Consider the following 21,785-nt stretch of genomic DNA (forward strand, 5'->3'; position numbering starts at 1 on the left):
CTGAAAAGTTGGAATGATTACTTTTTCTCCGGTACGTAGTTGATGATTATTCTTTGGTTGGAATTAAGATACTTTTTAGCCGCATTCTGAAGATCCTGTCTTGTGATGGATCTGTAAATGTCAATTTCTTTGTTGATCAGATTCGTGTCACCCATCAATACATGGTTGGTTGCCAGTGAAGCAGCAATGCCCTGAATGCTTGAGTTGGCATTTACAAACTGATTTTCATACTGGTTTTGAAGCTTTTGATAATCTTCTTCTGAAATTAAAGTAGTCTGAAGCTTTTTGATTTCAGCATCAATATCTGCCTGTAGAACCTGTTTGGTAGTCTGTCCCATCGGAATAGCGAAGAATGCGAAGATACTGTAATCCTCAAGACCCTGATTGAAAGCAGCTACCTGGAGTGCTTTTTTATCCTGGTCAACCAATTTTTTATATAAAACGGAAGATTTACCATTACTTAAATAAGAAGAAAGCATATCTAAAACATAAGCATCTTTCTCTTTGTTAGCCGGAGTTCTGTATGCGAAAATATAAGCCGGAAGCTGGATATTCGGGTCAGTAGCAGTAACTTCTTTTTCCTGAGTGATAGGAGTTTCTTTCGGGAAATCTTTCGGATATACTGTTCCTTTTGGAATTCCTCCGTAATACGTTTCAATCCATTTTTTTGTCTGCTCAGGTTTGATGTCTCCTGCAACAACCAAAGTAGCATTGTTCGGAACGTAATATTTTTTATAAAACGCCTGGAATTCTTCTAATTTTGCAGAATTCAGATCTTCCATAGAACCGATTGTCGGCCAGTTGTACGGGTGATTGGTAAATAAATTTTTCTGAATGGTTGTGAAAAGATTTCCATAAGGCTGGTTATCCATTCTTAATCTTTTTTCTTCTTTTACCACCTCTCTCTGCGTATCCACACCAATCTGGTTGATGACGGCGTGACGCATTCTTTCAGCTTCCATCCAAAGTCCAAGCTGTTCATTGTTGGAAGGGAATGTTTCATAATAATAGGTTCTGTCATTGGTGGTGTTGGCGTTGTTTTGCCCTCCGTTTGAAGAAACGATTTTGAACCATTCTCCTCTTTTGATATTAGGAGTTCCTTCGAATAAAAGGTGTTCGAAGAAATGAGCAAAACCTGTTCTGCCTTTTACTTCATCTTTTGCACCTACATGGTACATTACACCCGTTGTCACCACCGGTGCGGAGTTATCCTGATGAAGAATTACATGAAGACCATTAGGAAGGTCATATTCTTCGAATTTAATTTGCTGTGCATTAAGCATTAGTCCGAAGAAAGCTACGGCAGCAGCAGAAAGAAGTCGCTTTTTCATAAAATTTAGAAATTGTTTACCAATTAGTATGAAAAGTGAATTAAATGTTACAGAATGTGTAGAAACAGATAGGTAAATGTGAATAGTGAATGGTGAATTCGCTCCATTTGTCAATTTGTTATGCGATTCGGGTTGCGGAATTTGAGGCTATGAATAATCATTCACGATTCACTTATGAAGCAAAATTGCCCATTGACAAACACGATCAATACAATCTTAATCCCAACTTCTCTATGAGAGTTTGAATTCTCCTCCGAATACCTTAATTTTGTGTTCCCAAATTTTTTGCTGTATGGACTATTTGAAAGGACTCAACGAATCACAATATGAAGCCGTTACCTCTTTACAGGGGCCTCTGATGGTGCTTGCCGGAGCTGGTTCCGGTAAAACGCGTGTACTTACTATGCGTATTGCCCATTTAATACACAACGGAATAGACCCTTTCAATATCCTTGCGCTCACCTTTACCAATAAAGCGGCACGTGAAATGAAAGACCGTATCGCAAAAGTTGTGGGGGAAAGCAATGCAAGAAGTCTCTGGATGGGAACCTTTCACTCGGTTTTTGCAAGGATTTTAAGAATTGAAGCCCATTACCTTGGATATCCATCCAACTTTACGATTTATGATCAGCAGGATGCTTTGAACGTGATCAAAAAGGTTCTGAAGGATATGAATATTGATGCAGACCTTTATAAACCTAAAAAAGTTCAGGCAAGAATATCAACCTACAAGAATAATCTGATTACGGTAAAAGCTTATTTTAATAATCCGGAACTGATGGAGGCTGATGAAAAAGCAAATATGAAGTTCATCGGGCAGATTTATCAGCGATATGTTGAGCAGTGTTTCAGAAACGGATCTATGGATTTTGATGATCTTCTGCTAAAGACCAATGAATTATTGACCCGTTTTCCGGAAGTACTGGCAAAGTACCAGGACAGATTCAGATACATTATGGTGGATGAGTATCAGGATACGAACCACTCTCAATACCTTATTGTAAAAGCATTGGCTTCAAAATTTGAAAATATCTGCGTGGTAGGGGATGATGCACAGTCTATCTACTCTTTCCGTGGAGCCAATATCTACAATATCTTAAACTTTAAAAAAGATTATCCGGATGCTAAAACGGTATCGCTGGAGCAGAATTACCGTTCTACACAGAATATTGTAAATGCCGCCAATGTAGTCATCGCAAAAAACCTGCAGCAATTCAAGAAGAATGTGTTCAGTGATAATGAAGAAGGGGATAAGATCAAAATATACAGATCTCTTTCCGATGCCGATGAAGCCAATTTTGTTGCAGGAAATATCTGGGAGCTTCGTAACCGTGACCAGAGAAAGTACAGCGATTTTGCTATTTTATACAGAACCAATTCTCAGACGCGTGCCTTTGAAGATGCACTGAGGCGTAAAAATATTCCTTACAAAGTTTACGGGGGACTTTCATTCTACCAAAGAAAAGAAGTAAAAGACCTTATCGGGTACCTTCGTCTCCTGATCAATGAGAACGATTCTGAAGCATTGATGAGGATTATCAATTATCCGGCAAGAGGAATCGGGGAAACAACACAGAATAAGCTGATTGTTTTTGCAGATGCTCACAATATTGCGGTTTCAAAAGTATTGGATAATCTTCCGATGTATGCCCCACAGCTAGGGCTTAACAATGGAGTTTTAAACAAACTGAATGACTTCTGGTCCATGATCAAGGCCTTCCAGGTACTATTGAAAACAGAAACAGCCTACAGTGTTGCTATGGAAGTGGCAAAACGAAGCGGTTTAATCAAATTTCTGAAAGATGATCAGACTCCTGAAGGAATTTCCAGAGTAGAAAACGTTCAGGAATTGATGAACTCTATGCAGGGATTCATTGAAGAACAGATGCAGCTTGAAGACGGTGATCCGAGTCTTTCCAATTTCCTTGAAAATATTGCCCTTTCTGCAGATACTCAGGATAAAGAACTGGAAGATGATATGGTTTCACTGATGACCATTCACCTTTCAAAAGGACTGGAATTCCCGGTGGTTCACTTAGTGGGCCTTGAAGAAAACCTTTTCCCCAGCTTTATGAGTTCTGCCACCAGAGAAGATCTGGAAGAAGAGAGAAGATTGTTCTATGTAGCATTGACAAGAGCTGAAAAGCAGGCCTTCTTCTCCTATGCTGTTTCCCGTTTCCAGTGGGGAAAAATCACCGATGCTGAACCTTCAAGATTCTTAAGTGAAATTGATGATGAGTATATTGAGTTTCTTAATCCAGCCATGGAAAAGAGGTTCATCAATAATTCAGGGGTAAAGTCCAATATTTTTGATGAGCATCCTTCAGAAATGAGATCTTTCAAAAAGGTTGAAAAAAAGACAATCGACAGAGGAGAGAATTCAAAACCGGCACCGGAAGTTAGAAAACTGAAACCTGTAAGCACAGCTAAAATTATCAATCCAAGCGGAGCCTCATCTCAGGATATTGAAGTAGGGGACAAAGTAAGACATGACCGTTTCGGAATAGGAGAAGTTACTTTTCTGGACGGAACAGATCCACAGAATATCAAAGCAAAAGTAGTTTTCATGCATGAAGGAGAGAAAAACCTGATCCTGAAATACGCGAAACTGACTAAGATTTAATTTTATCATAAATAATATAAAACGGATTCAATTTTTGGATCCGTTTTTTTATTTAATGCGAAGTTCACAGAGTTTCTATTTGAACTCTTTCATTTTTTCGTCCGCAAAGCGTTTCCAGCAGCTAAGAGAAGTCCTATGCTTAACGAAGTGCCATTGCGAACGAAAGACTAATCAGCCAAGGATGTCTTTGCGTTCGTAGCATTTTTATAAAATTCATTTTAACCTGCTATAAAACAATGTTTTTTATGAATGTTTCCTTAATTTATCTTAACTTTAAGTGAGGAATAGAAAGAAACGATAACTATTTTTTATAAAAACAAAGTCTAGTTGTTTTGTGGACTAATAAATAAATTTTACATTTGCACCCTGTAAAAACATAAATGTTATCAAATCTAAACTATATGAGAAATAAAAAAAATATTCTTTCGGCCTCTGTTTTATTTTTCCTTGGTGTATTTACTTACGGACAGGAAAAAGACAGCATAAAAACAAACAAAGACAGTATAAAAACGAATAATGTAGAAGAAGTAGTCATATTGGGTTCAAGGGCCGGTGCCAGGTCAAAGATAGAAAGTGCGGTTCCTGTAGATGTCTTCAATGTAAAAGAATCTTCAATTATTCTTCCGCAGACGAATATAGGGCAGATCCTTAACGCCGTAGCACCTTCATTTACTTCCACCATTCAGACTAATTCTGATGGTACAGATCACCTGGATCCAGCACAGCTCAGAGGGTTGGGACCAGATCAGGTTTTGGTTCTGGTGAATGGAAAAAGAAGACATACTTCAGCATTGGTGAATGTAAACGGAACGCCGGGAAGAGGTACCGTTGGAACCGATTTGAATGCCATTCCGTCTTTCGCTTTAAACAGAATTGAAGTACTAAGAGACGGCGCTGCCGCACAATACGGATCCGATGCTATTGCAGGTGTTATCAACCTTGATCTGAAAAGAGATACAGGGAAGCTGGCAGGTCAGATCAGCTACGGAGGAAATTTAACACCAACTGCTAATGACCATACCGGAGATTTTGACGGACAGAATATTCAGCTGGACTTGAACTATGGAAATAAAATCGGAACCAAAGGAGGATTCTTTAATATTACCTGGTCTTCACAGTTCAGAAATCCAACGTACAGGGCAGGAACAGAAAGCGGAAAAATTTATAACGCTTATAATGCCATAGAGCAACGTGCGTTAAATGACGGCGTGAACCTTTCTTCTTTGTTTACCAATATAAATAATACGCCCAATTCACAGCAAATTATTAATTATGTACATCAGTATGCTCAGGGGGTAAACTACTTTAGTGCCACTCAACTCTCAGATATACAAAATGCAAATACATTTAAAGATATCACGGACGCTTCAGGCAATGTTGTTCAGAAAGGACTTTGGTCTTTACTCAGTGCTGATGTGACAGATCAGGAGCTTGCTTACAGAGGTCAGACCAGAAAAGATTTTAACATGCAGGTAGGACAGTCTAAACTGAATAACCATCAGCTTTTTGTGAATGCTGAAATCCCTGTCAGTGACAACTGGAAAGTATACACTTTTGGAGGATACAGCTTAAGGCACGGAACTTCCGGAGGATTTTACAGAAGACCAAGAGAGAGCAGAACATTTACTGGTTTATATCCGAATGGTTATCTCCCACAGATCAGAACAGATATTCAGGATATTTCATTAGCTGCAGGAATTAAAGGGAAATGGGACGGATGGAATATTGATTTCAGTAATACTTTCGGACAAAATTCTTTTACATATAACATCGGAAATACAGGAAACACCTCAATGCGTTTTGCTTCACCCAATGAATTCGATGCAGGTGGTTTAAGGTTTTCTCAAAATACCATCAATTTAGATTTCTCTAAAAAATATGATGTATGGGAAGGTATCAATGTAGCCTTTGGAGGTGAGCACCGTTATGAAAATTTTAAAATTACCCAGGGAGAGGAAGCTTCTTATGCAACATATGACATTTCAGGAAATGTTTGGAACGGAAATTCTGTAAGACCTACAGATTTTTTCGGAGCATTGCTTCCGGGAGGTTCCCAGGTATTCAACGGATTTAAGCCTGGTAATGCGGTAGATAAAAACAGACAGTCTGTTGCTGCCTATGCGGATGTGGAATTTAACTTTACCAACTGGTTATTGGTAGATGCAGCGGCGAGATATGAAAACTATTCAGATTTCGGGTCGACATTCAATTATAAATTAGCATCAAGAATCAAGGTTGCTCCGGATTTCAATGTGAGATTTGCGGGTTCTACAGGATTCAGAGCTCCGTCTATCCACCAGATTTACTATAATGTAACCTCTACATTGTTTACGAATAATCAGCTTTTGGAAGTAGGAACTTTCAGTAATGATTCTCAGCTCGCAGGGCTTTTGGACATGCCAAAGCTGAAACAGGAAACTTCCAAGTCAGCAAGTGTAGGGTTTACTTACAGAATTCCTTCGGCGGGGCTTAGCTTTACAGCAGACGGGTATTTCACGAGAATTGATAACCGTATTATTCTTACAGACCAGTTCTTAAGAGCAAGCGTTCCACAGAAAGCACAGGAAGCTTATGACCAATTAGGAATCAATGCTGCACAATTCTTTACCAATGCCATCGATACAGAAACAAAAGGAGTAGATGTTGTGATTTCACATAATGCAAGATTTTCAGGATTTAAACTGGATAACAACTTTGCGATTAACCTGAACCAGACCAAACAGGTTGGAGAAATTCATTCGGCCGGGCTGCTGCAGTCTCCTTCCCTTGAAAAGATTTATTTTTCTGAAAAATCAAGAGTGTATCTTGAAGAAGCTGTGCCAAGAGTGAAAGCCAGCCTTTCGCATACCCTTTCATGGAAAAATGCCAGCTTCTACCTGAGAAATACCTACTTCGGAAAAGTAACAGGTGCGGATGTTATTGATGTGAATGGAGACGGAATCATTGATTTTAATGAACATCAGCAGATCGGAGATAAAATCATTACCGATATCTCTGCTGCCTATCAGTTTACCAAAAATGTAGGGCTTACTTTGGGGGTCAATAACCTATTTGATATTTATCCAACGAAAAACCTTCCTGCTTCTACAAATAATGATCAGTTCGTTTACTCACGGTCAACATCACAGTTTGGACAGAACGGAAGATATGTTTTTACAAGACTTAATTTCAACTTTTAATATAATAACAGATAATGCTTATAAAAAAACAGTTCAGAAATTCTGAACTGTTTTTTTCTGAACTTTTATTTTTAAACCATTAAGATGTAATAAGAGTTTAAGAGTATTAAGATAAGCTTAAAAATCAGAATCATTCATCTTAGCTATCCTTTAAATCCTTCTTAATGGTTTTAAATTTATAGAATATGGATCTATCTTTCTACAAGTTCCTTCACAGGTTCCCCATAATGATCAATCTCTGTTTTATTGATCTGAAGCAGCTGATACCATTTCCTGAAAGCTCCGATAAGCACAACAAGCATCAGAACCATTGCCGTTACCGCTAAAGCTGCCAGCAAATATTGTCCTTTGGGGATGTAAATGGCGGTTACCTGTATATAACCGGCCCAAAAAGTAATTCCAGCCATGAAAACTCCGGGAACTGCAGAACATAAGGCATATTTACCCCGGTTCATCCTGATCAGCATAGTTGTACAGACAATGAGCCCACAGGCAGCCAACAGTTGGTTACTGATCCCGAATAACGGCCATATGCTGTTTACATTTCCTGTGTATACCAGATAGCCCCAGGCAAACGTGAAAAGAAGACTGCTGATAATGATTCCGGGAATCCAGTTTTTATCATTGAATTTCGGAACAACAGAACCCAGCATTTCCTGTAAAAAGAAGCGTCCTACCCTTGTTCCTGCATCAATGGCAGTCAGAATAAATACGGCTTCAAACATGATCGCGAAATTATACCAATACGCGGTAAGCTGATCCATATATGGAATTTTATTGAAGATATGAGCCATTCCTACAGCGAGAGATACAGCACCTCCTGTCCTGCCGTAGAGGTCAATACCTATTTTCTGCGAATAATAATCAATATCTACTCCATGAAGAGAAGGGTGCGCAGCAAGGAATGAGTCATAAGCTTCTTTAGGGGTATTGATCGCAAAATAATCGCCCGGCATCAATGTGCAGGCTGCAATAAGTGCCATTAATGCAACAAATCCTTCTACCAGCATGGCTCCGTATCCTACAAAAAGAATCTCCCTTTCTTTATTAAGCATTTTTGGAGTCGTTCCCGTAGCAATCACCGCATGGAATCCGGAAATCGCACCACAGGCAATCACAATAAAAATAAAAGGAAGTACAGGTCCGCCTATAATAGGACCTCCGCCATTAATGAAAGCTGTGATAGCCGGCATCTGTATGGTAGGGTGAATAACGATTACGCCGATGGCCAGCATGATAATAGTTCCGATCTTTAAATAGGTCGACAGATAATCCCTTGGAACCAAAAGAAGCCATACCGGAAGTACAGAAGCAATAAAGCCATACAAAGGAATCGCTATAGAGATCGTTTTAATGTCCCATGAAAATAAATTATTCATCGTAGGATTCTGCATGAGGCTGTGCCCTCCGATAATTCCTGCAACTAAAAGAATACCTCCCAAAATACTTGCAAACAGGACACTGTTCTTTTTGTATCGCATGATGAGACCCATAATGATTGCAATGGGCATAGTAATGACTACCGTAAACAGAGACCATGAAGCTTCGTGCATTGCATTGATACAAGCTAATGATAATCCTGCCAGTGTAAGGATAAGAATGAAAAGAATGGCAAATCCTGCAACGGTTCCCGTTGCTTTGCCGATTTCTTTGGAAGCAATGGTGGCAAGGCTCTGGCCTTTATGTCTTACGGAAGCAAAAAGTACGATCATATCATGCACTCCTCCTCCCAGAACACACCCAATAAGGATCCATAATGCTCCGGGAAGATATCCGAACTGTGCTGCAAGAACAGGTCCTACCAACGGCCCGGCGGCAGCAATAGCGGCAAAATGATGCCCGAAAAGCACATTTTTATTGGTAGCAACATAATCTTTACCATCTGCAAATTCGACGGCCGGGGTTATATTCTGATCGTTTAAACGGAGCACTTTGTTTGCAATAAAAATACCATAGAACCGGTAAGCGATCGCGAAAATAAGAACAGATGCAAATATGAGGGTAAGCGCATTGATATTGTTTAGTGAATCCATATTGCTTATTTTTATTGATGAATGATTAAATTATTGTTGTTTTTATTATAAATAATTTAATCATTAGCCAAGGTAATTAATTCCCGAATAAAAAATACCAATATGTATATCAATCTAGCATATTTGTGGTTTATTATGGTTTATTGTATTGATTTTAAGCATTTTAAATATAAGTCAGATAGGCGTATGTATATTATTTTTTCTGTGAAAGAATAAAGTCTACCATCCCATCTGTTATTTTATCAAGATAGTCTTTATCTGTGGTACCAAAACCATGGACTCCGCCATCAACGATGATGAGAGTGTTCTCTATTTTGGCTCTGTTTAATTTTCTGTGAAGCTTTTTAGATTGGCTTAAGGGAACAATTTTATCATTATTTCCCTGGACAATTAAAGTAGGAACACCATCTGAAACAAAATGAACCGGGGATATCGTCTTAAGATAATCTATTGCGCTGTCCTGATCTTTCCTGATATCATATCCGGAAATCCCTTTCACCAGATTTTCCTGTAAGCCGACAATTTTTTTGGACATTAATCCGATCATTCCCACCGGGATCGTCCCTAATCTTGTGTGGAAAAGTTTGTTGAGGTCTGCAGGGCCATAGTGATCAATTACATAATTTACCTTAGCAGAATACGATGAAAGTTCAGGATTACCCAGATAGGTATTGTCTGGTGTATAGGCTGCCATCAGGGAAAGATGAGCCCCCGCTGAGGCCCCGAAAAGACCGATGTTGCTGGTGTCAAAATGATATTTTTCTGCATTTTTTCTGACCCATCTGACTGCATCTTTAGTATCTTCCAAAGGCAGCGGGAAATGAATACTGTCACTTAGCAGCGTATAGTTGATACTGATGACCGCATATTGTTTGGCCACTAGCTTTTTAATGGTCGTTTCAAGATAATTCCCGGCATTTACCACTTTGTCACCTTCTACCCATCCGCCTCCATGAACGTAGATCAATACCGGAAGTTTTTCTGTGGTGCTGTTCTTAGGAGTATAGAGATCGAGATCTAGAGGTTTGCCTTTTCTGTCGGTTTTATAAACAATATCCTCGGAAACTGTTGCTATTTCAGGAAGTAATGTGCTTTTTACAGCAGGAGCTTTGGCTGGTCTTAATGGAAGGTCTTGTGAAAAAGATAAATTGGAAAAACTTAAAAATGAAATAAAAAACAGGTTTTTGAAAAACCTGTAGATTGATATGTTGTTTATCGATAAATTCATATTAAATTTTTTAAGGGTGTAGTTATTTTACTAACTCCTCAAAAAGCTTACCAAAAGTGGCATTCAGATCTTTTGATTTTCCCGGATGGGGCCGGGAGGTTTGAACGACAGCACTTCTTACGGCTGTCAGCCATCGGAAACGTTCCGGGATATCAAGCAGTGCAATAGGGCCGCCGTCTTTATCACCATTGGCAATTTTCTGAAAGCTCTCCAGATTATGGATGATATCTTCGTAATCCAGCTTGCTGTGCATCAGCTTAAACTTGTCGGGGCACAAATAAAATTCTACCCTGATGAATTTTTCCTTTTTTGAAAACATCACCAGTCCGATATTGAAAAATTCCTCTCTTTCAACTTTAGGTACAAGGCGTATTACCGCATATTCATATATTTTATCCTCTTGCATTTTTGGCTTCGTTTACAAAGATTTGAGAATTTTCTAATCTGGTTTTCAAAAACTGAAAATAGATCTCACGGATTTCTTCAGGAGTTTCATCAGCATCATTCCAATGTAACCAGTCTTCAGGAATCATATTGACAATTTCCCTGAATAGTGTTTCGTTCAGAACTTCATGGGCAAACCTGTCTGCTTCATCAAGCATTTTTGCTTTTGGAAGAAGCACATGATCTTTTACGTATTTGAACGGTGTTTTGGCAGCTGTATCAAAATTCTGCCATGAGTGGTGGAAGTAGAACGAGGCGCCATTATCAATGATCCAGAGTTCTTTATGCCACATCAGCATATTCGTATTTTTAAAAGTACGGTCAATATTGGTGATGAATGCGTCCAGCCATACAATTTTCGAAGCCAGAAGCGGATCCACACTTACTCCGGGATCATAAGTGATAGAGCCGGAAAGATAATGCAGTCCAAGGTTCAGACCTTCGGAAAACTTCAGCAGATCCTGTATTTCCTCATCGGCTTCCGTTCTTCCGAAATCAGCATCAAGATTGACAAAAACAAGCTCAGGAATTTTAAGTCCCAATGCTTCGGTAATCTTTCCGCCCAACAGTTCGGAGATCAGCATTTTTACTCCATGGCCTGCACCACGGAATTTTAATACATATTTGAAATCATCATCAGCTTCTGCCAGAGCCGGAAGAGATCCTCCTTCTCTCAGTGGCAGAATGTAACGCATCACGGTTACAGTTCTTAAATTCTGCATACAGCAAAAATAAGCTTATTTTTTAATAATTTTTTTAGTGAATTCCTTTTCACCTGTTTTATATTTCAGGAAGTAAACTCCGCTCGTCAAATGTTGAAGTGAAATACTGTAGCTATTCTCCGTTTTATTCAAATGATAAGGAATGATTTTTCCAGATGCTTCTGTCAGTGAAACGACTTCAAATTTCTTTTTAGAAATAATGTTAATAAGGTTTTGAACCGGATTTGGATATATTTGAATTCCGTTTTCTATAGTTGTTTCAGCAGTATTTAATGTATTTATAACCACCAGTTTTGTTTTGTTAGTTGTTGCTCCACAGGCATCAGTTGTCAGTTTAACATTATAATTTCCTCCTGCAGTATAAGTATGCGTCGGATTTTCCAAAGTAGATGTTGTACCATCACCAAAATCCCATAAATAAGAAGCTGCATTCTGGGTTGTGTTGGTAAACTGAACCGTTCCTGTTCCGGTAAGCTGATACGTGAATCTGCTGTGAACATCATTGTTGGTTACATACCATTTACCAGGCTGGTTATATACTTCTGTTTTCACTATTTCTTTGATCAGCTGAGCCTGTGCAGGAGTAAGATTTCCATTAAAAGGAATCTGGGTAGGATCTTTCTTGAATATAATCGTATAAAATGTATACGCAGCCGCCATAGAACCTATATAACTGGGATGTGATTCATCCTGATCATACAATTCAATGGCTGGATTTTGCTCTCTGATCGTTCTCCAGACTTTGCCTACCGGAGAGACAATACCTTCATTGTTCATTGCCATTTCCATGTAACGGTTATAAATTTGAGTATCCATTCCCTGATAGGTACAGACAGTAGGAAGCCCGGGACAGTTCGTAGCATCTCCGTTTTTACGGCCCCAGGTCATATAAAAAATAACATTTCCACAGGGATTTGATGTTTTAATTAAATTAGAAAGCTGAAGTGCATAAGGATACACCTGGTTTTGAACCTGTGAATCCGGGAATGACGGAAGCTGGCTCTGTTCCTGTAATACTACATAATCCCAGTTTCCCTGATTGATGTCTGAAATGACATTCGGGTTATTGGAGTGATTCTGAAGTGTAGCACCTCCCGGAGTTTGGCTGTGATGCTCGAATACATCGCCATTAGCTGTAGCAATACTTTGAATAAGACCAGGTAAATTATTAACGTAAGTATAGCTGTTCCCGATGAAGAAGACTCTTTTAGTCGTCTGACAGACCACTAAAGAAAAAGTAATTAAAAATAAAAAAAGTAGAGTTTTTTTCATAAATTTCAGTTTGAATTGATCCCATAAATATAAATAATATTGAATAAAACCCGTTTATTTTATGAATTTGATTGTCAAAAAGAATATATATTTAGAGAATAAAGAAACAAGAGGTTTTCTTGCCGATGCTTTTTACCAAAACACAGAACAAAAACTTCCCTTAGTCATATTTGTTCACGGATATAAAGGTTATAAAGATTGGGGAGCCTGGAACCTGATGGCTGAAAAATTTGCCGAAGCCGGGTTTTTCTTTGTCAAATTTAATTTTTCACATAACGGAACGACAACGGATGATCCGTTCAGTTTTGGAGATCTTGAAGCTTTCGGACATAATAATTATTCCAGGGAACTTTCTGACCTTGGAGTAGTAATTGACCACTTCAGTAAAAACCCTCATGTGGATGACGAAAAGATTGTTCTGATGGGACACAGCAGAGGAGGAGGTATTTCTATTATTAAAACTTTTGAAGATGAAAGAATCAATGGGTTGATAACATTGGCCAGTGTTGATACTCTGGACCGGTTTCCAAAAGGAGAGGCTTTTGAAAACTGGAAAAATAATGGAGTGTATTATGCGGTTAACGGACGTACCAAACAGGAAATGCCGCATTATTACCAGTTTTATGAGGACTATGAACAGAATATTCACCGTTTTGATGTGGAAAGAGCTACAGAAATGGCAAAAGCACATATGCTCATTATTCATGGAACAGAAGATGAGGCTGTAGAAGTAAAACAGGCAGAGCATCTTCATATTCTCCACCCGAATTCCGAACTGTTTCTGATTGAAAATGCCAATCATACTTTCGGGGCAAAAGAACCATGGACGGAAATAGATTTACCTAAAGATCTGAATACTGTAACCGAAAAATGTATTGATTTTATCAAAGAAAAATTGAAATAAAGATTTTAAAATTACGTTAACATATTAATCACCATATCAATATCACTATGAAAAAAGTTATTGCGGGCGCATTCGCGCTGTCATTATTTGTTGTTTCATGTAAAAAAGAAACTAAAACAGAATCTTCTGCAAGCAGCACGGATACTCTTACTACGGCGATGCCTCAGGACACTGTCTCAACTCCAAAAAACGATTCTGTTGCATCACCATCACCTTCTGCTCCGGCTCCTGATAATATGATCACCAGGAATGTAGGTAAATATCCACATGATATTAAATTCTTTGAAGATAAAGGTATATCAGAAAGACTGAAAAAACTGGCAGGATCCCAATACGATGAAATGGTAAAAAATTTCAACGTGGAAAGTCCCATCGCATCAGAGAATGGGATTTATAAACTGACAGGCTGTAAGCAGCACGACTGTCCGGGGTATTCTACAAGTATTTACTATGATGCCAAAAATGACAACCTGAATGTTACCATTGATAAAAACGGTAAGGTAACAGATTTTGCTGAAAAAGGAAAAATTACTGTTTCAGAATCGCTTAAATCCAAATAATAAAAAAGGAGTGAAACTTTCACTCCTTTTTTATTGATTGTCAATAGATATTTTCAGTTTTTAACAGCGTTCTTTTTTACAGCCTTTAAAAGACTCCTGAAGTTTTTCATGGTCATCATTTCAGTTGTAGGAGTGAAAATGGTTGCTTTCTGATCTTTACCTACAGAAACTTCCGAATATGCTTTTAAAGAATATATCTTTTTGATGGTTGTCATATCATAAACATCCATCATTGCAAAAGTTTCATTTTTTTCATATTCATACCGGATCCCAATGGAATTGTCTAAACCGTTACGCATATTCATGGTGTAGATGTTTACCAGAAAATTAAAATCAGAATTATTTTTCAGTGTTTCAAGATCTTCACTTTCCGGCTCAAATGGAATATTATGTTGAATAAGGTTCTCCGCTTTTGCCATTTTTAAATCATACGCATGACCATTGCTTAAATTTTGAAATAACTGAAGAGTTTCTTTACCCATCATTTCTCTGTGGTGCGAATCTACCCCTGTTCTGATATCATTAATCAACCATTTTTTGTCTTTAGAAAACACTAATGTTTTACTGTACATGCCATAATCTTTCCTTACCGGATAATAGCATGACTGTAAAACTATGAATAGAAAAAACATAAAGAAAATATATTTTTTCATGAATGCAGCTCAATTATTTGATTAATAATTTCCAGGCCTCTTCAATTTTACTTTCCAGAAGTAACTTCTGAGCCTCAAGATGAATATTTTCATCGGAATGGAAGTCATCGGCAGGTAATACTTCAGTGTTGGCAAGCATTCCAAGGTCGTTTCCTGTAAATACTTTGCTGTATTTAATAGAATCCGGCAGCAGATCAAAACCGATTCCTTTTGTTACCAGGGGCTTTGGCACTTCAAAAAGGCTGTTTTCATTGCTTCTGGAATACCAGTTGCTTCCCAGGCGCGCTACCATATCCAGTTTTTTCTGATCCAGATTTCCGTCTTCATTCAGATATTCTTCTCTGATGTGGATTTTCTGAACTTCACAGATTACCAGATTTCCTGCGCCGCCCTGATCACCCAATGGTTTTATCTCTAATACTTTACATTCAAAATTGACGGGGCATTCTTCAATCAGTTTAGGCTGTACAAGATCTGCATCTTTCATTGTAAGACCGGATTTGATAAACTCATTGACTCCGGTTTCATATTCTGTGGAAGCTAAAGAAATCTGTTGTACTATCGGAAAATTGACGGTTCCGATTACCACTTCCGGTACTTCAAGAACATTTTCCAGGGTATGCTTGGTGGTATTGTCACGTACTCTCCTCGAAGGTGAAAAAATCAGAATCGGAGGAACCGTACTGAACATATTAAAAAAACTGAATGGAGATAAGTTATTATGACCGTCTTTGTCCACAGTGGAAGCCAATGCAATCGGGCGCGGTGAAACAGCTGTCTGCATAATGGTCTGCAGCTGTACGGAGGTTATCTCGGAGGGGATTACTGTTTTCATATTCTATTTAACCACAAAAGGCACAAAAGTTTTAAGTGAAATAGCTCTAATCTTTAAAGTTTAAAAAAGCATATCGTAATATTGATTCACAAAAGTTTGCTGTCCTTCGTGATATAAATTTTTTACGTTAAAATTGATTAAAATACCTTTAGGTTTCTTCATTAAATTAATATAGTTAAGAAGTTGAGCTCTATGAATATCATTAAGCTTCATAACTGACTTTAATTCTAACACAATTAAGTCTTCAATTAAAAGTCACAAAAGAAATCACAATTAATTTCTTTTCCTTTATAGTGTACTGGAACTTTCAATTCAGATTTAAAATTAATATTTCTTAATCTGAATTCTTCTTCCAGACATTTATGGTATACGCTTTCCAATAAGCCCGGCCCTAAAATTTTGTGAACTTCTATACAAGCACCATTTATTTTATAGGTAAGATCTGTTAAATATGACTGCGTAATCATCAATTCTTTTGTGACTTTTGTGGTAAAAGAAATTAAAGTGTTGGAATAATTTTACCGGAAACTTCCCCGAAGCCTACTCTCACACCATCTTTTTCAGCCCATGCTTTCATGGTAACCGTATCATTGTCTTCGATGAATTTCCTCTCTTCTCCGTTGCTTAATGATAAAGGATTTTGCCCTCTCCATGTAAGCTCAAGCATAGAACCGAAAGATTTCGGGTCACTTCCTGAAATGGTTCCGCTCGCATACATATCACCTACTTCTACATTGCATCCGTTTACGGTGTGGTGTGCCAGCTGCTGGGTCATATTCCAGTACATGTGTTTGTAGTTGCTTTTGCAGATCAGGTTTTGTTCACCGTTTTCAGGCTGGATGTATACTTCAAGGTTGATATCGTAGTTTTTATCACCTTCAAATTTTAAATAATCCAAGACTTCAGGATCCTGTACCGGAGAAGCGGTTCTGAATGGTTCCAGCGCTTCAAGGGTAACGACCCATGGAGAAATGGATGAACCGAAGTTTTTTGCAAGGAATGGTCCCAGCGGAACATATTCCCATGACTGAATATCTCTTGCAGACCAGTCGTTGAAAATAACCATACCGAAGATGGCATCTTCCGCGTCTTTGGTAGAAATACTTTCTCCCATCTCAGTATTTTTATTGATGATGAAAGCCATTTCCAGTTCAAAGTCCAGCTGCTTGCATGGACCGAAAACAGGCTTATCTGCATCTGCAGGTTTCATCTGACCTTTCGGACGGTTGATTTCTGTACCTGAAACAACAATTGAGGAGGCCCTTCCGTGGTAACCCACTGGCAAATGTTTCCAGTTGGGTAATAAAGCGTTTGCCGGATCGCGGAACATTTTTCCAACGTTGGTAGCGTGCTCAATACTGCTGTAGAAATCCGTATAATTCGGAATGTGAACAGGCATCATCATTTTTACCTTATCCAGATCATAAAATGCTTCTTCAATGGTTTTCTGATCTTTTGATAAAATGGACCCTTCCTGCAATAAAGTCTGGATTCTGGTACGAACAGCATTGGTAACAGGTTTTCCAAGTTCAATAAATTCGTTGATGGTATAGGCTTCAAAAACATTGTCGTCCAACCCTTCAATATCTTCAAAATAACCGAGGTCATACAAAGTGGCAAGATCAATTACCTGGTCTCCGATTCTTGTACAACATCCGATATATTCTTTGTTAAAAACTGCGACTCCGAAAGGAATATTATGTATAGAAAAATCCGAATTTGAGGAATAGTCTACAAATGATTTCATAAGTTTAGATTTTAGTTAGATTAAATATCATCCGGAGAATTCCCCGGAACATTTATTGGGTCTTTTTTGAATAAGAGGCTTCATCTATCCATCTGTCTCTGGTATTGACATCGATGAGGTAGAGGATATTATCCTGCTGGGTCAGCAATAAAGTTTTGGTGACCGGCATTGGGATTTTTTTATTTTCAAGCATATCTGCTCTTAAGGAAATAATATTTTTTTTCCTGATGACATCACCGGTGAAAACATTGGAACTGCTTTCTCCTGTTGCTTTATCATCAAAAACTTCTACATAGGTGGCATTATTTCCTTTAATGATAATAAAGTCCCGTTCCGTATGATCGGCCTCATCTTTAATAAAAATGAACTTCTTATTGTCAATATTTACATTCTCAAGATGCTGATTGATGCCTTTTCTTTGTTCAAGCCGGTTAAGGATTTCGTTCAGAGTTCCATATTGAGCCTTAAGTCCCAATGTTCCCAAAAGAAAAATCCCGATTAAAAATTTTCTCATATACTGTGTTTTATAAAAAAGTTTTGCCAGAATACAGTATCCTGACAAAACTTATATTTTCTAATGTAAAATTAAAGATTACCTCTTCTTTCCTGTTCTCTCTCCAATGCCTCGAACAAAGCCTTGAAATTCCCGGCGCCAAAACTCTGTGCACCGTGTCTTTCAATAATTTCGAAGAATAGAGTAGGACGGTCTTCTACAGGCTTCGTAAAGATCTGTAATAAGTATCCTTCTTCATCATGATCAATAAGTATACCTAACTCCTGAAGTTTCTTAAGATCTTCATCAATATGGCCCACTCTTTCAGGAACCATATCATAATAAGCTTCCGGCGGAGCAGATAAAAACTCTACACCACGCTTTTTAAGCTCAGTTACAGTGTGGATAATGTCTTTTGTAGCCACAGCAATGTGCTGTACACCTTCTCCTTCATAGAAATCAAGATATTCTTCTACCTGAGATTTCTTTTTACCTTCTGCAGGTTCGTTGATAGGGAATTTTGCATATCCGTTTCCATTGGACATTACTTTAGACATCAGTGCAGAATATTCTGTATTGATCTGCTTGTCGTCAAAAGAAAGGATGTTTACAAATCCCATTACTTTTTCATACCATTCTACTGTAGGGATCATTCTGTTCCAGTCAACATTCCCTACACAGTGGTCTACATATAATAAACCAGTTTCTTCAGGATTATAATCACTTTCCCACTTTTCATAGCCAGGCATGAAAGCTCCGTTATAATTTTTTCTTTCCACAAACATGTGAACGGTTTCTCCATAGGTGTAGATACCGGACATTCTTACTTCACCATGCTCATCAGTTAACGTTACAGGCTCTAAATATGGCTTTCCGCCTCTTTTAGTTGTTTCTTCGAAAGCTGCATAAGCGTCATCTACCCAAAGTGCCAAAATTTTTACTCCGTCACCATGTTTTTTTACGTGTTCGTTGATAGGAGAATCAGACTTAAGCCCTGTTGTTAATACCAATCTGATTTTTCCCTGTTGAAGTACATAAGATGCACGGTCTCTTACTCCTGTTTCAGGACCCGCGTAAGCTACAGACTGAAAACCGAAAGCGGTTTTGTAATAATGGGCAGCCTGTTTTGCATTTCCTACATAAAACTCAATGTAATCCGTACCGTTAATCGGCAGGAAATTTTCTGCTTGAGCTATTTTCTCGGCAAATGTAAGTGTTGACATATTTTCTCTTTTACTTTTATTTTATTGGTATGCAAATTACAAAAAACTTGGACATTGCGAAAATATTCCCGCGGATTCATTGAATATATTTAACATAACATTAAAGAAGAGTTTACTTAAGTATATTTAAGTTTAATAAGTTTAAAATCGTCTGACTACATTTGTTATACAAAATACAAGTGAAAAAAAAATATTTCGAAACATGAAAGCCGTAGAGAGTATCTACGGCTTTCTTATTTTAGATGGTTTCAATTTTTCTGTTCAGCATCCCGGCATCCGGATTGTAATTATCCCATATCTTCCAGGTATCATTTATTTTCCGGATAAAGTAGATCTGGGTACTCAGCTGATTCACAAAATGTTCTTCACCGGTTTCTCCTACCTTGAACAGCAGATTCCAGAATTCCTGGGATTCCAGGATTTTCTTGTCCGGCTCATCGGTAACGATATGAATATCAAAAACTTCATAATTGGACCGGTTGTTTTTTGTTACCAGGTGAAAATCTTTATCGCACAGCTCTTTGCTGAATTGTGATGCTCTTTCGAGGAAAGGGGAATCATCGAAAACGAGGCCTTTTAAAAGTTCGGTATTGTGAGACGGAAACTGCTTATAGAATTCAAAAGCTGCGGCACAATAATCGTACACCATCTGTGTAAGATGGGACTGATCATCATTTTCCTCTTCGTTCTGTTTTCTGTATCTGATTGCAAGGATATAATCGTTAAGATCTTTGTATCCTAAGAAAATACAGATTTTATCAAGGGTTTTCAGAAATCTGAGATCACTGTGGGTTTTATCCTGGTAATCATTCTCAAAGAACCGCTGGAGGGTAACATGGGAAATGGTATTTCCGATTTCAAATTTTTTTCCTCCTTTCAGTTCCTCAGCTCCGGAAAGTTCGTCTTTAATAATTTCAGAAAGAATAATGTAATGGCTTCTTTTCCATTCATTCACATTCCCTAAAACAGAATTCCTCACTTTGGGATGCTTTATAACTTCTTCCCGTATCGAATTATATATAGTTTTCAATTTCCTTGTTTTTGAATGAATTTTATCAAATATACTGCCAAAATATTAATGTTTTTTTGTGTTTTAGGGATGTTGATTTCAAAATTTGTTTTAAGTAATCAGTTTTGAAAATAGTTTTTGTGTGCTTTATGATTTGATTATCAGTGTTTAAATCTTTCAAAAGCCGCTCTCTCCAGCATCTCTCTGTCATCAGGATGGGCAATGCTGATCAGCTCCTGTGCTCTCTGGCGAAGATTTTTTCCATACAGATAAGCAGTACCGTATTCAGTAACGACGTAGTGAATGTGACCTCTTGTTGTTACTACTCCGGCTCCCTGTTTAAGGAAAGGAACAATTCTTGAAACTCCCTTTTTGGTTCTGGCCGTAATGGCAATGATAGGTTTTCCGTCATCACTTAAAGCCGCGCCACGCATAAAATCCATTTGTCCTCCGATCCCGCTGTACTGAAGAGTTCCGATAGAGTCGGCACATACCTGTCCTGTAAGGTCTATTTCAATGGCAGAGTTGATGGCGACCATTTTTTTGTTTCTCATGATATTAATCGGGAAATTGACTTCACTTACATCTCTGAAAGCAAACACGGTGTTATCATCTACATAATCATAGAGTTTTCTGGTTCCGAAGCAGAAGCTTGTAATGGTTTTATTGTCGTTGTACCCTTTATATTTGTTATTGATCACATCATTCTGAATTAGATCGATAACACCGTCACTCAGCATTTCTGTATGAATTCCGAGGTCTTTATGATTGGTAAGGCATTTCAAAACCGCATCAGGAATGGTTCCGATACCCATCTGAAGGGTAGATTTGTCTTCGATAAGTTCAGCCACATTTTTCCCAACGAGCATTTCTTCAGGACCTACTTTTGAACCGTAATCTACCGTTGGAAGTTCCTCTTCATGCCATACCAGTCTGTGGATTCTGCTGATGTGGATCATACCGTCACCATGGGTTCTCGGCATTCTTGGATTAACGATGGCTACAATGATTTTTGCCGTATCTACTGCTGCTCTGGCAATATCTACAGAAGTTCCCAGTGTGCAGAAGCCATGTCTGTCCGGAGGTGAAACAGTGACCAGGGCTACATCCAGAGGTAAGATATTTTTTCTGAACAGAATAGGAATTTCACTTAAGAATACCGGAACGAAGTCACCTCTGTCGGAATTTACAGCATCACGCACAGGGGTGGAAACAAATAAAGAGTTGATGAAAAAGCTGTCTTTGTATTGAGGCTTTGCAATTTCCACATTTCCCTGCTGGGTAATGGAAACCATTTCCACATTTTGTAACCTGCCGGACTGTCTTGCCAGCTCATCAATCAGATAATTCGGGGTACATGCACTGCCGTGAAAGAATACACGGTTTCCACTTTTTATTGTATATATTGCTTCTTCCGCACTGATGTAATTATTCATATTTTGTCTTTTTAAAAGGGTGTTCAACGTATTTTTACATCTCATAAAAATACCGCTCTTCTTTCAAAGATAATCTTTATAATTTTATATTCA

17 protein-coding genes and 1 pseudogene are annotated in these 21,785 nt (G+C 38.2%); 4 read left to right on the forward strand and 14 right to left on the reverse strand.

From position 1 onward, the window contains the following. Positions 1 to 17 precede the first annotated feature (17 nt). Positions 18 to 1,331, reverse strand: coding sequence for a M16 family metallopeptidase (locus ACR1PO_RS16130; protein WP_332386138.1), 1,314 nt, complete (start codon positions 1,329 to 1,331; stop codon positions 18 to 20). Positions 1,332 to 1,623: 292 nt separating this feature from the next. Between ACR1PO_RS16130 and ACR1PO_RS16135 the strand changes: the two genes are divergently transcribed. Beyond that, positions 1,624 to 3,954, forward strand: a complete 2,331-nt coding sequence (locus tag ACR1PO_RS16135) for an ATP-dependent helicase (RefSeq protein ID WP_433987425.1) — start codon at positions 1,624 to 1,626, stop codon at positions 3,952 to 3,954. 401 nt (positions 3,955 to 4,355) lie between these two features. Continuing rightward, positions 4,356 to 7,133: a TonB-dependent receptor plug domain-containing protein gene (locus tag ACR1PO_RS16140; protein ID WP_433987426.1), complete on the forward strand. Its 2,778-nt coding sequence runs from the start codon at positions 4,356 to 4,358 to the stop codon at positions 7,131 to 7,133. A gap of 191 nt (positions 7,134 to 7,324) precedes the next feature. On the opposite strand, the gene ACR1PO_RS16145 is transcribed toward ACR1PO_RS16140, so the two are convergent. The 5 genes from ACR1PO_RS16145 to ACR1PO_RS16165 all read right to left on the reverse strand — a co-directional run bounded on the left by ACR1PO_RS16145 (position 7,325) and on the right by ACR1PO_RS16165 (position 12,832). Further along, the gene (locus ACR1PO_RS16145) at positions 7,325 to 9,166 is read right to left on the reverse strand and encodes a carbon starvation CstA family protein (protein ID WP_433987427.1); all 1,842 of its coding nucleotides are present in this window, start codon (positions 9,164 to 9,166) and stop codon (positions 7,325 to 7,327) included. Between the two features lie 193 nt (positions 9,167 to 9,359). Continuing rightward, entirely contained in the window at positions 9,360 to 10,394 is a 1,035-nt protein-coding gene (locus tag ACR1PO_RS16150; RefSeq protein WP_332386132.1) for an alpha/beta hydrolase, read from the reverse strand. Between the two features lie 22 nt (positions 10,395 to 10,416). Further along, complete coding sequence (locus tag ACR1PO_RS16155) at positions 10,417 to 10,800, reverse strand: DUF3037 domain-containing protein (RefSeq protein WP_433987428.1); 384 nt, start codon at positions 10,798 to 10,800, stop codon at positions 10,417 to 10,419. Next, entirely contained in the window at positions 10,787 to 11,560 is a 774-nt protein-coding gene (locus tag ACR1PO_RS16160) for a HipA family kinase (RefSeq protein WP_332386130.1), read from the reverse strand. Before ACR1PO_RS16160 ends, ACR1PO_RS16155 begins: the two co-directional genes overlap by 14 nt. 15 nt (positions 11,561 to 11,575) lie before the next feature. Beyond that, on the reverse strand, positions 11,576 to 12,832 hold the full coding sequence (locus ACR1PO_RS16165; protein ID WP_433987429.1) for a T9SS type A sorting domain-containing protein: 1,257 nt from the start codon (positions 12,830 to 12,832) through the stop codon (positions 11,576 to 11,578). A 61-nt stretch (positions 12,833 to 12,893) separates the two neighbouring features. On the opposite strand from ACR1PO_RS16165, the gene ACR1PO_RS16170 reads away from it, so the two are divergent. Both ACR1PO_RS16170 and ACR1PO_RS16175 read left to right on the forward strand, forming a co-directional pair. Further along, on the forward strand, positions 12,894 to 13,736 hold the full coding sequence (locus ACR1PO_RS16170) for an alpha/beta hydrolase family protein (RefSeq protein ID WP_433987430.1): 843 nt from the start codon (positions 12,894 to 12,896) through the stop codon (positions 13,734 to 13,736). 47 nt (positions 13,737 to 13,783) lie between these two features. Continuing rightward, positions 13,784 to 14,296: an Ivy family c-type lysozyme inhibitor gene (locus tag ACR1PO_RS16175; RefSeq protein ID WP_433987431.1), complete on the forward strand. Its 513-nt coding sequence runs from the start codon at positions 13,784 to 13,786 to the stop codon at positions 14,294 to 14,296. Between the two features lie 53 nt (positions 14,297 to 14,349). Here the strand turns inward: ACR1PO_RS16175 and ACR1PO_RS16180 are convergent, their stop codons facing one another. The 8 genes and pseudogenes from ACR1PO_RS16180 to ACR1PO_RS16215 form a co-directional block, all read right to left on the reverse strand. Then, positions 14,350 to 14,949, reverse strand: a complete 600-nt coding sequence (locus tag ACR1PO_RS16180) for a hypothetical protein (protein ID WP_433987432.1) — start codon at positions 14,947 to 14,949, stop codon at positions 14,350 to 14,352. A 13-nt stretch (positions 14,950 to 14,962) separates the two neighbouring features. Then, a complete protein-coding gene (locus tag ACR1PO_RS16185; RefSeq protein WP_433987433.1) occupies positions 14,963 to 15,784 on the reverse strand; it encodes a flavin reductase family protein in 822 nt (273 codons plus the stop codon). Between the two features lie 60 nt (positions 15,785 to 15,844). Beyond that, positions 15,845 to 16,251 (reverse strand): annotated as a pseudogene (locus ACR1PO_RS16190) (GxxExxY protein). Positions 16,252 to 16,283: 32 nt separating this feature from the next. Next, positions 16,284 to 17,531 carry a fumarylacetoacetase gene (gene fahA / locus ACR1PO_RS16195; RefSeq protein WP_433987434.1) on the reverse strand — a complete coding sequence of 416 codons (1,248 nt, stop codon included), beginning with the start codon at positions 17,529 to 17,531 and terminating at the stop codon, positions 16,284 to 16,286. A gap of 52 nt (positions 17,532 to 17,583) precedes the next feature. After that, complete coding sequence (locus ACR1PO_RS16200; protein ID WP_433987435.1) at positions 17,584 to 18,045, reverse strand: hypothetical protein; 462 nt, start codon at positions 18,043 to 18,045, stop codon at positions 17,584 to 17,586. A gap of 71 nt (positions 18,046 to 18,116) precedes the next feature. Then, on the reverse strand, positions 18,117 to 19,247 hold the full coding sequence (hppD, locus tag ACR1PO_RS16205) for a 4-hydroxyphenylpyruvate dioxygenase (protein ID WP_433987436.1): 1,131 nt from the start codon (positions 19,245 to 19,247) through the stop codon (positions 18,117 to 18,119). Positions 19,248 to 19,485: 238 nt separating this feature from the next. Further along, entirely contained in the window at positions 19,486 to 20,277 is a 792-nt protein-coding gene (locus ACR1PO_RS16210) for a hypothetical protein (RefSeq protein ID WP_433987437.1), read from the reverse strand. A 140-nt stretch (positions 20,278 to 20,417) separates the two neighbouring features. Next, complete coding sequence (locus ACR1PO_RS16215; RefSeq protein WP_433987438.1) at positions 20,418 to 21,692, reverse strand: acetyl-CoA hydrolase/transferase family protein; 1,275 nt, start codon at positions 21,690 to 21,692, stop codon at positions 20,418 to 20,420. Positions 21,693 to 21,785 lie beyond the last annotated feature (93 nt).

It is taken from the genome of Chryseobacterium amylolyticum (assembly GCF_051011775.1).
GTDB lineage: Bacteria > Bacteroidota > Bacteroidia > Flavobacteriales > Weeksellaceae > Chryseobacterium.

What these genes read in the sequence shown, in the direction of transcription:
- ACR1PO_RS16130 (WP_332386138.1), bottom strand. Translation starts at nt 1,331, where the DNA reads ATGAAAAAGCGACTTCTTTCTGCTGCTGCCGTAGCTTTCTTCGGACTA.
- ACR1PO_RS16135 (WP_433987425.1), top strand. Translation starts at nt 1,624, where the DNA reads ATGGACTATTTGAAAGGACTCAACGAATCACAATATGAAGCCGTTACC.
- ACR1PO_RS16140 (WP_433987426.1), top strand. Translation starts at nt 4,356, where the DNA reads ATGAGAAATAAAAAAAATATTCTTTCGGCCTCTGTTTTATTTTTCCTT.
- ACR1PO_RS16145 (WP_433987427.1), bottom strand. Translation starts at nt 9,166, where the DNA reads ATGGATTCACTAAACAATATCAATGCGCTTACCCTCATATTTGCATCT.
- ACR1PO_RS16150 (WP_332386132.1), bottom strand. Translation starts at nt 10,394, where the DNA reads ATGAATTTATCGATAAACAACATATCAATCTACAGGTTTTTCAAAAAC.
- ACR1PO_RS16155 (WP_433987428.1), bottom strand. Translation starts at nt 10,800, where the DNA reads ATGCAAGAGGATAAAATATATGAATATGCGGTAATACGCCTTGTACCT.
- ACR1PO_RS16160 (WP_332386130.1), bottom strand. Translation starts at nt 11,560, where the DNA reads ATGCAGAATTTAAGAACTGTAACCGTGATGCGTTACATTCTGCCACTG.
- ACR1PO_RS16165 (WP_433987429.1), bottom strand. Translation starts at nt 12,832, where the DNA reads ATGAAAAAAACTCTACTTTTTTTATTTTTAATTACTTTTTCTTTAGTG.
- ACR1PO_RS16170 (WP_433987430.1), top strand. Translation starts at nt 12,894, where the DNA reads ATGAATTTGATTGTCAAAAAGAATATATATTTAGAGAATAAAGAAACA.
- ACR1PO_RS16175 (WP_433987431.1), top strand. Translation starts at nt 13,784, where the DNA reads ATGAAAAAAGTTATTGCGGGCGCATTCGCGCTGTCATTATTTGTTGTT.
- ACR1PO_RS16180 (WP_433987432.1), bottom strand. Translation starts at nt 14,949, where the DNA reads ATGAAAAAATATATTTTCTTTATGTTTTTTCTATTCATAGTTTTACAG.
- ACR1PO_RS16185 (WP_433987433.1), bottom strand. Translation starts at nt 15,784, where the DNA reads ATGAAAACAGTAATCCCCTCCGAGATAACCTCCGTACAGCTGCAGACC.
- fahA (WP_433987434.1), bottom strand. Translation starts at nt 17,531, where the DNA reads ATGAAATCATTTGTAGACTATTCCTCAAATTCGGATTTTTCTATACAT.
- ACR1PO_RS16200 (WP_433987435.1), bottom strand. Translation starts at nt 18,045, where the DNA reads ATGAGAAAATTTTTAATCGGGATTTTTCTTTTGGGAACATTGGGACTT.
- hppD (WP_433987436.1), bottom strand. Translation starts at nt 19,247, where the DNA reads ATGTCAACACTTACATTTGCCGAGAAAATAGCTCAAGCAGAAAATTTC.
- ACR1PO_RS16215 (WP_433987438.1), bottom strand. Translation starts at nt 21,692, where the DNA reads ATGAATAATTACATCAGTGCGGAAGAAGCAATATATACAATAAAAAGT.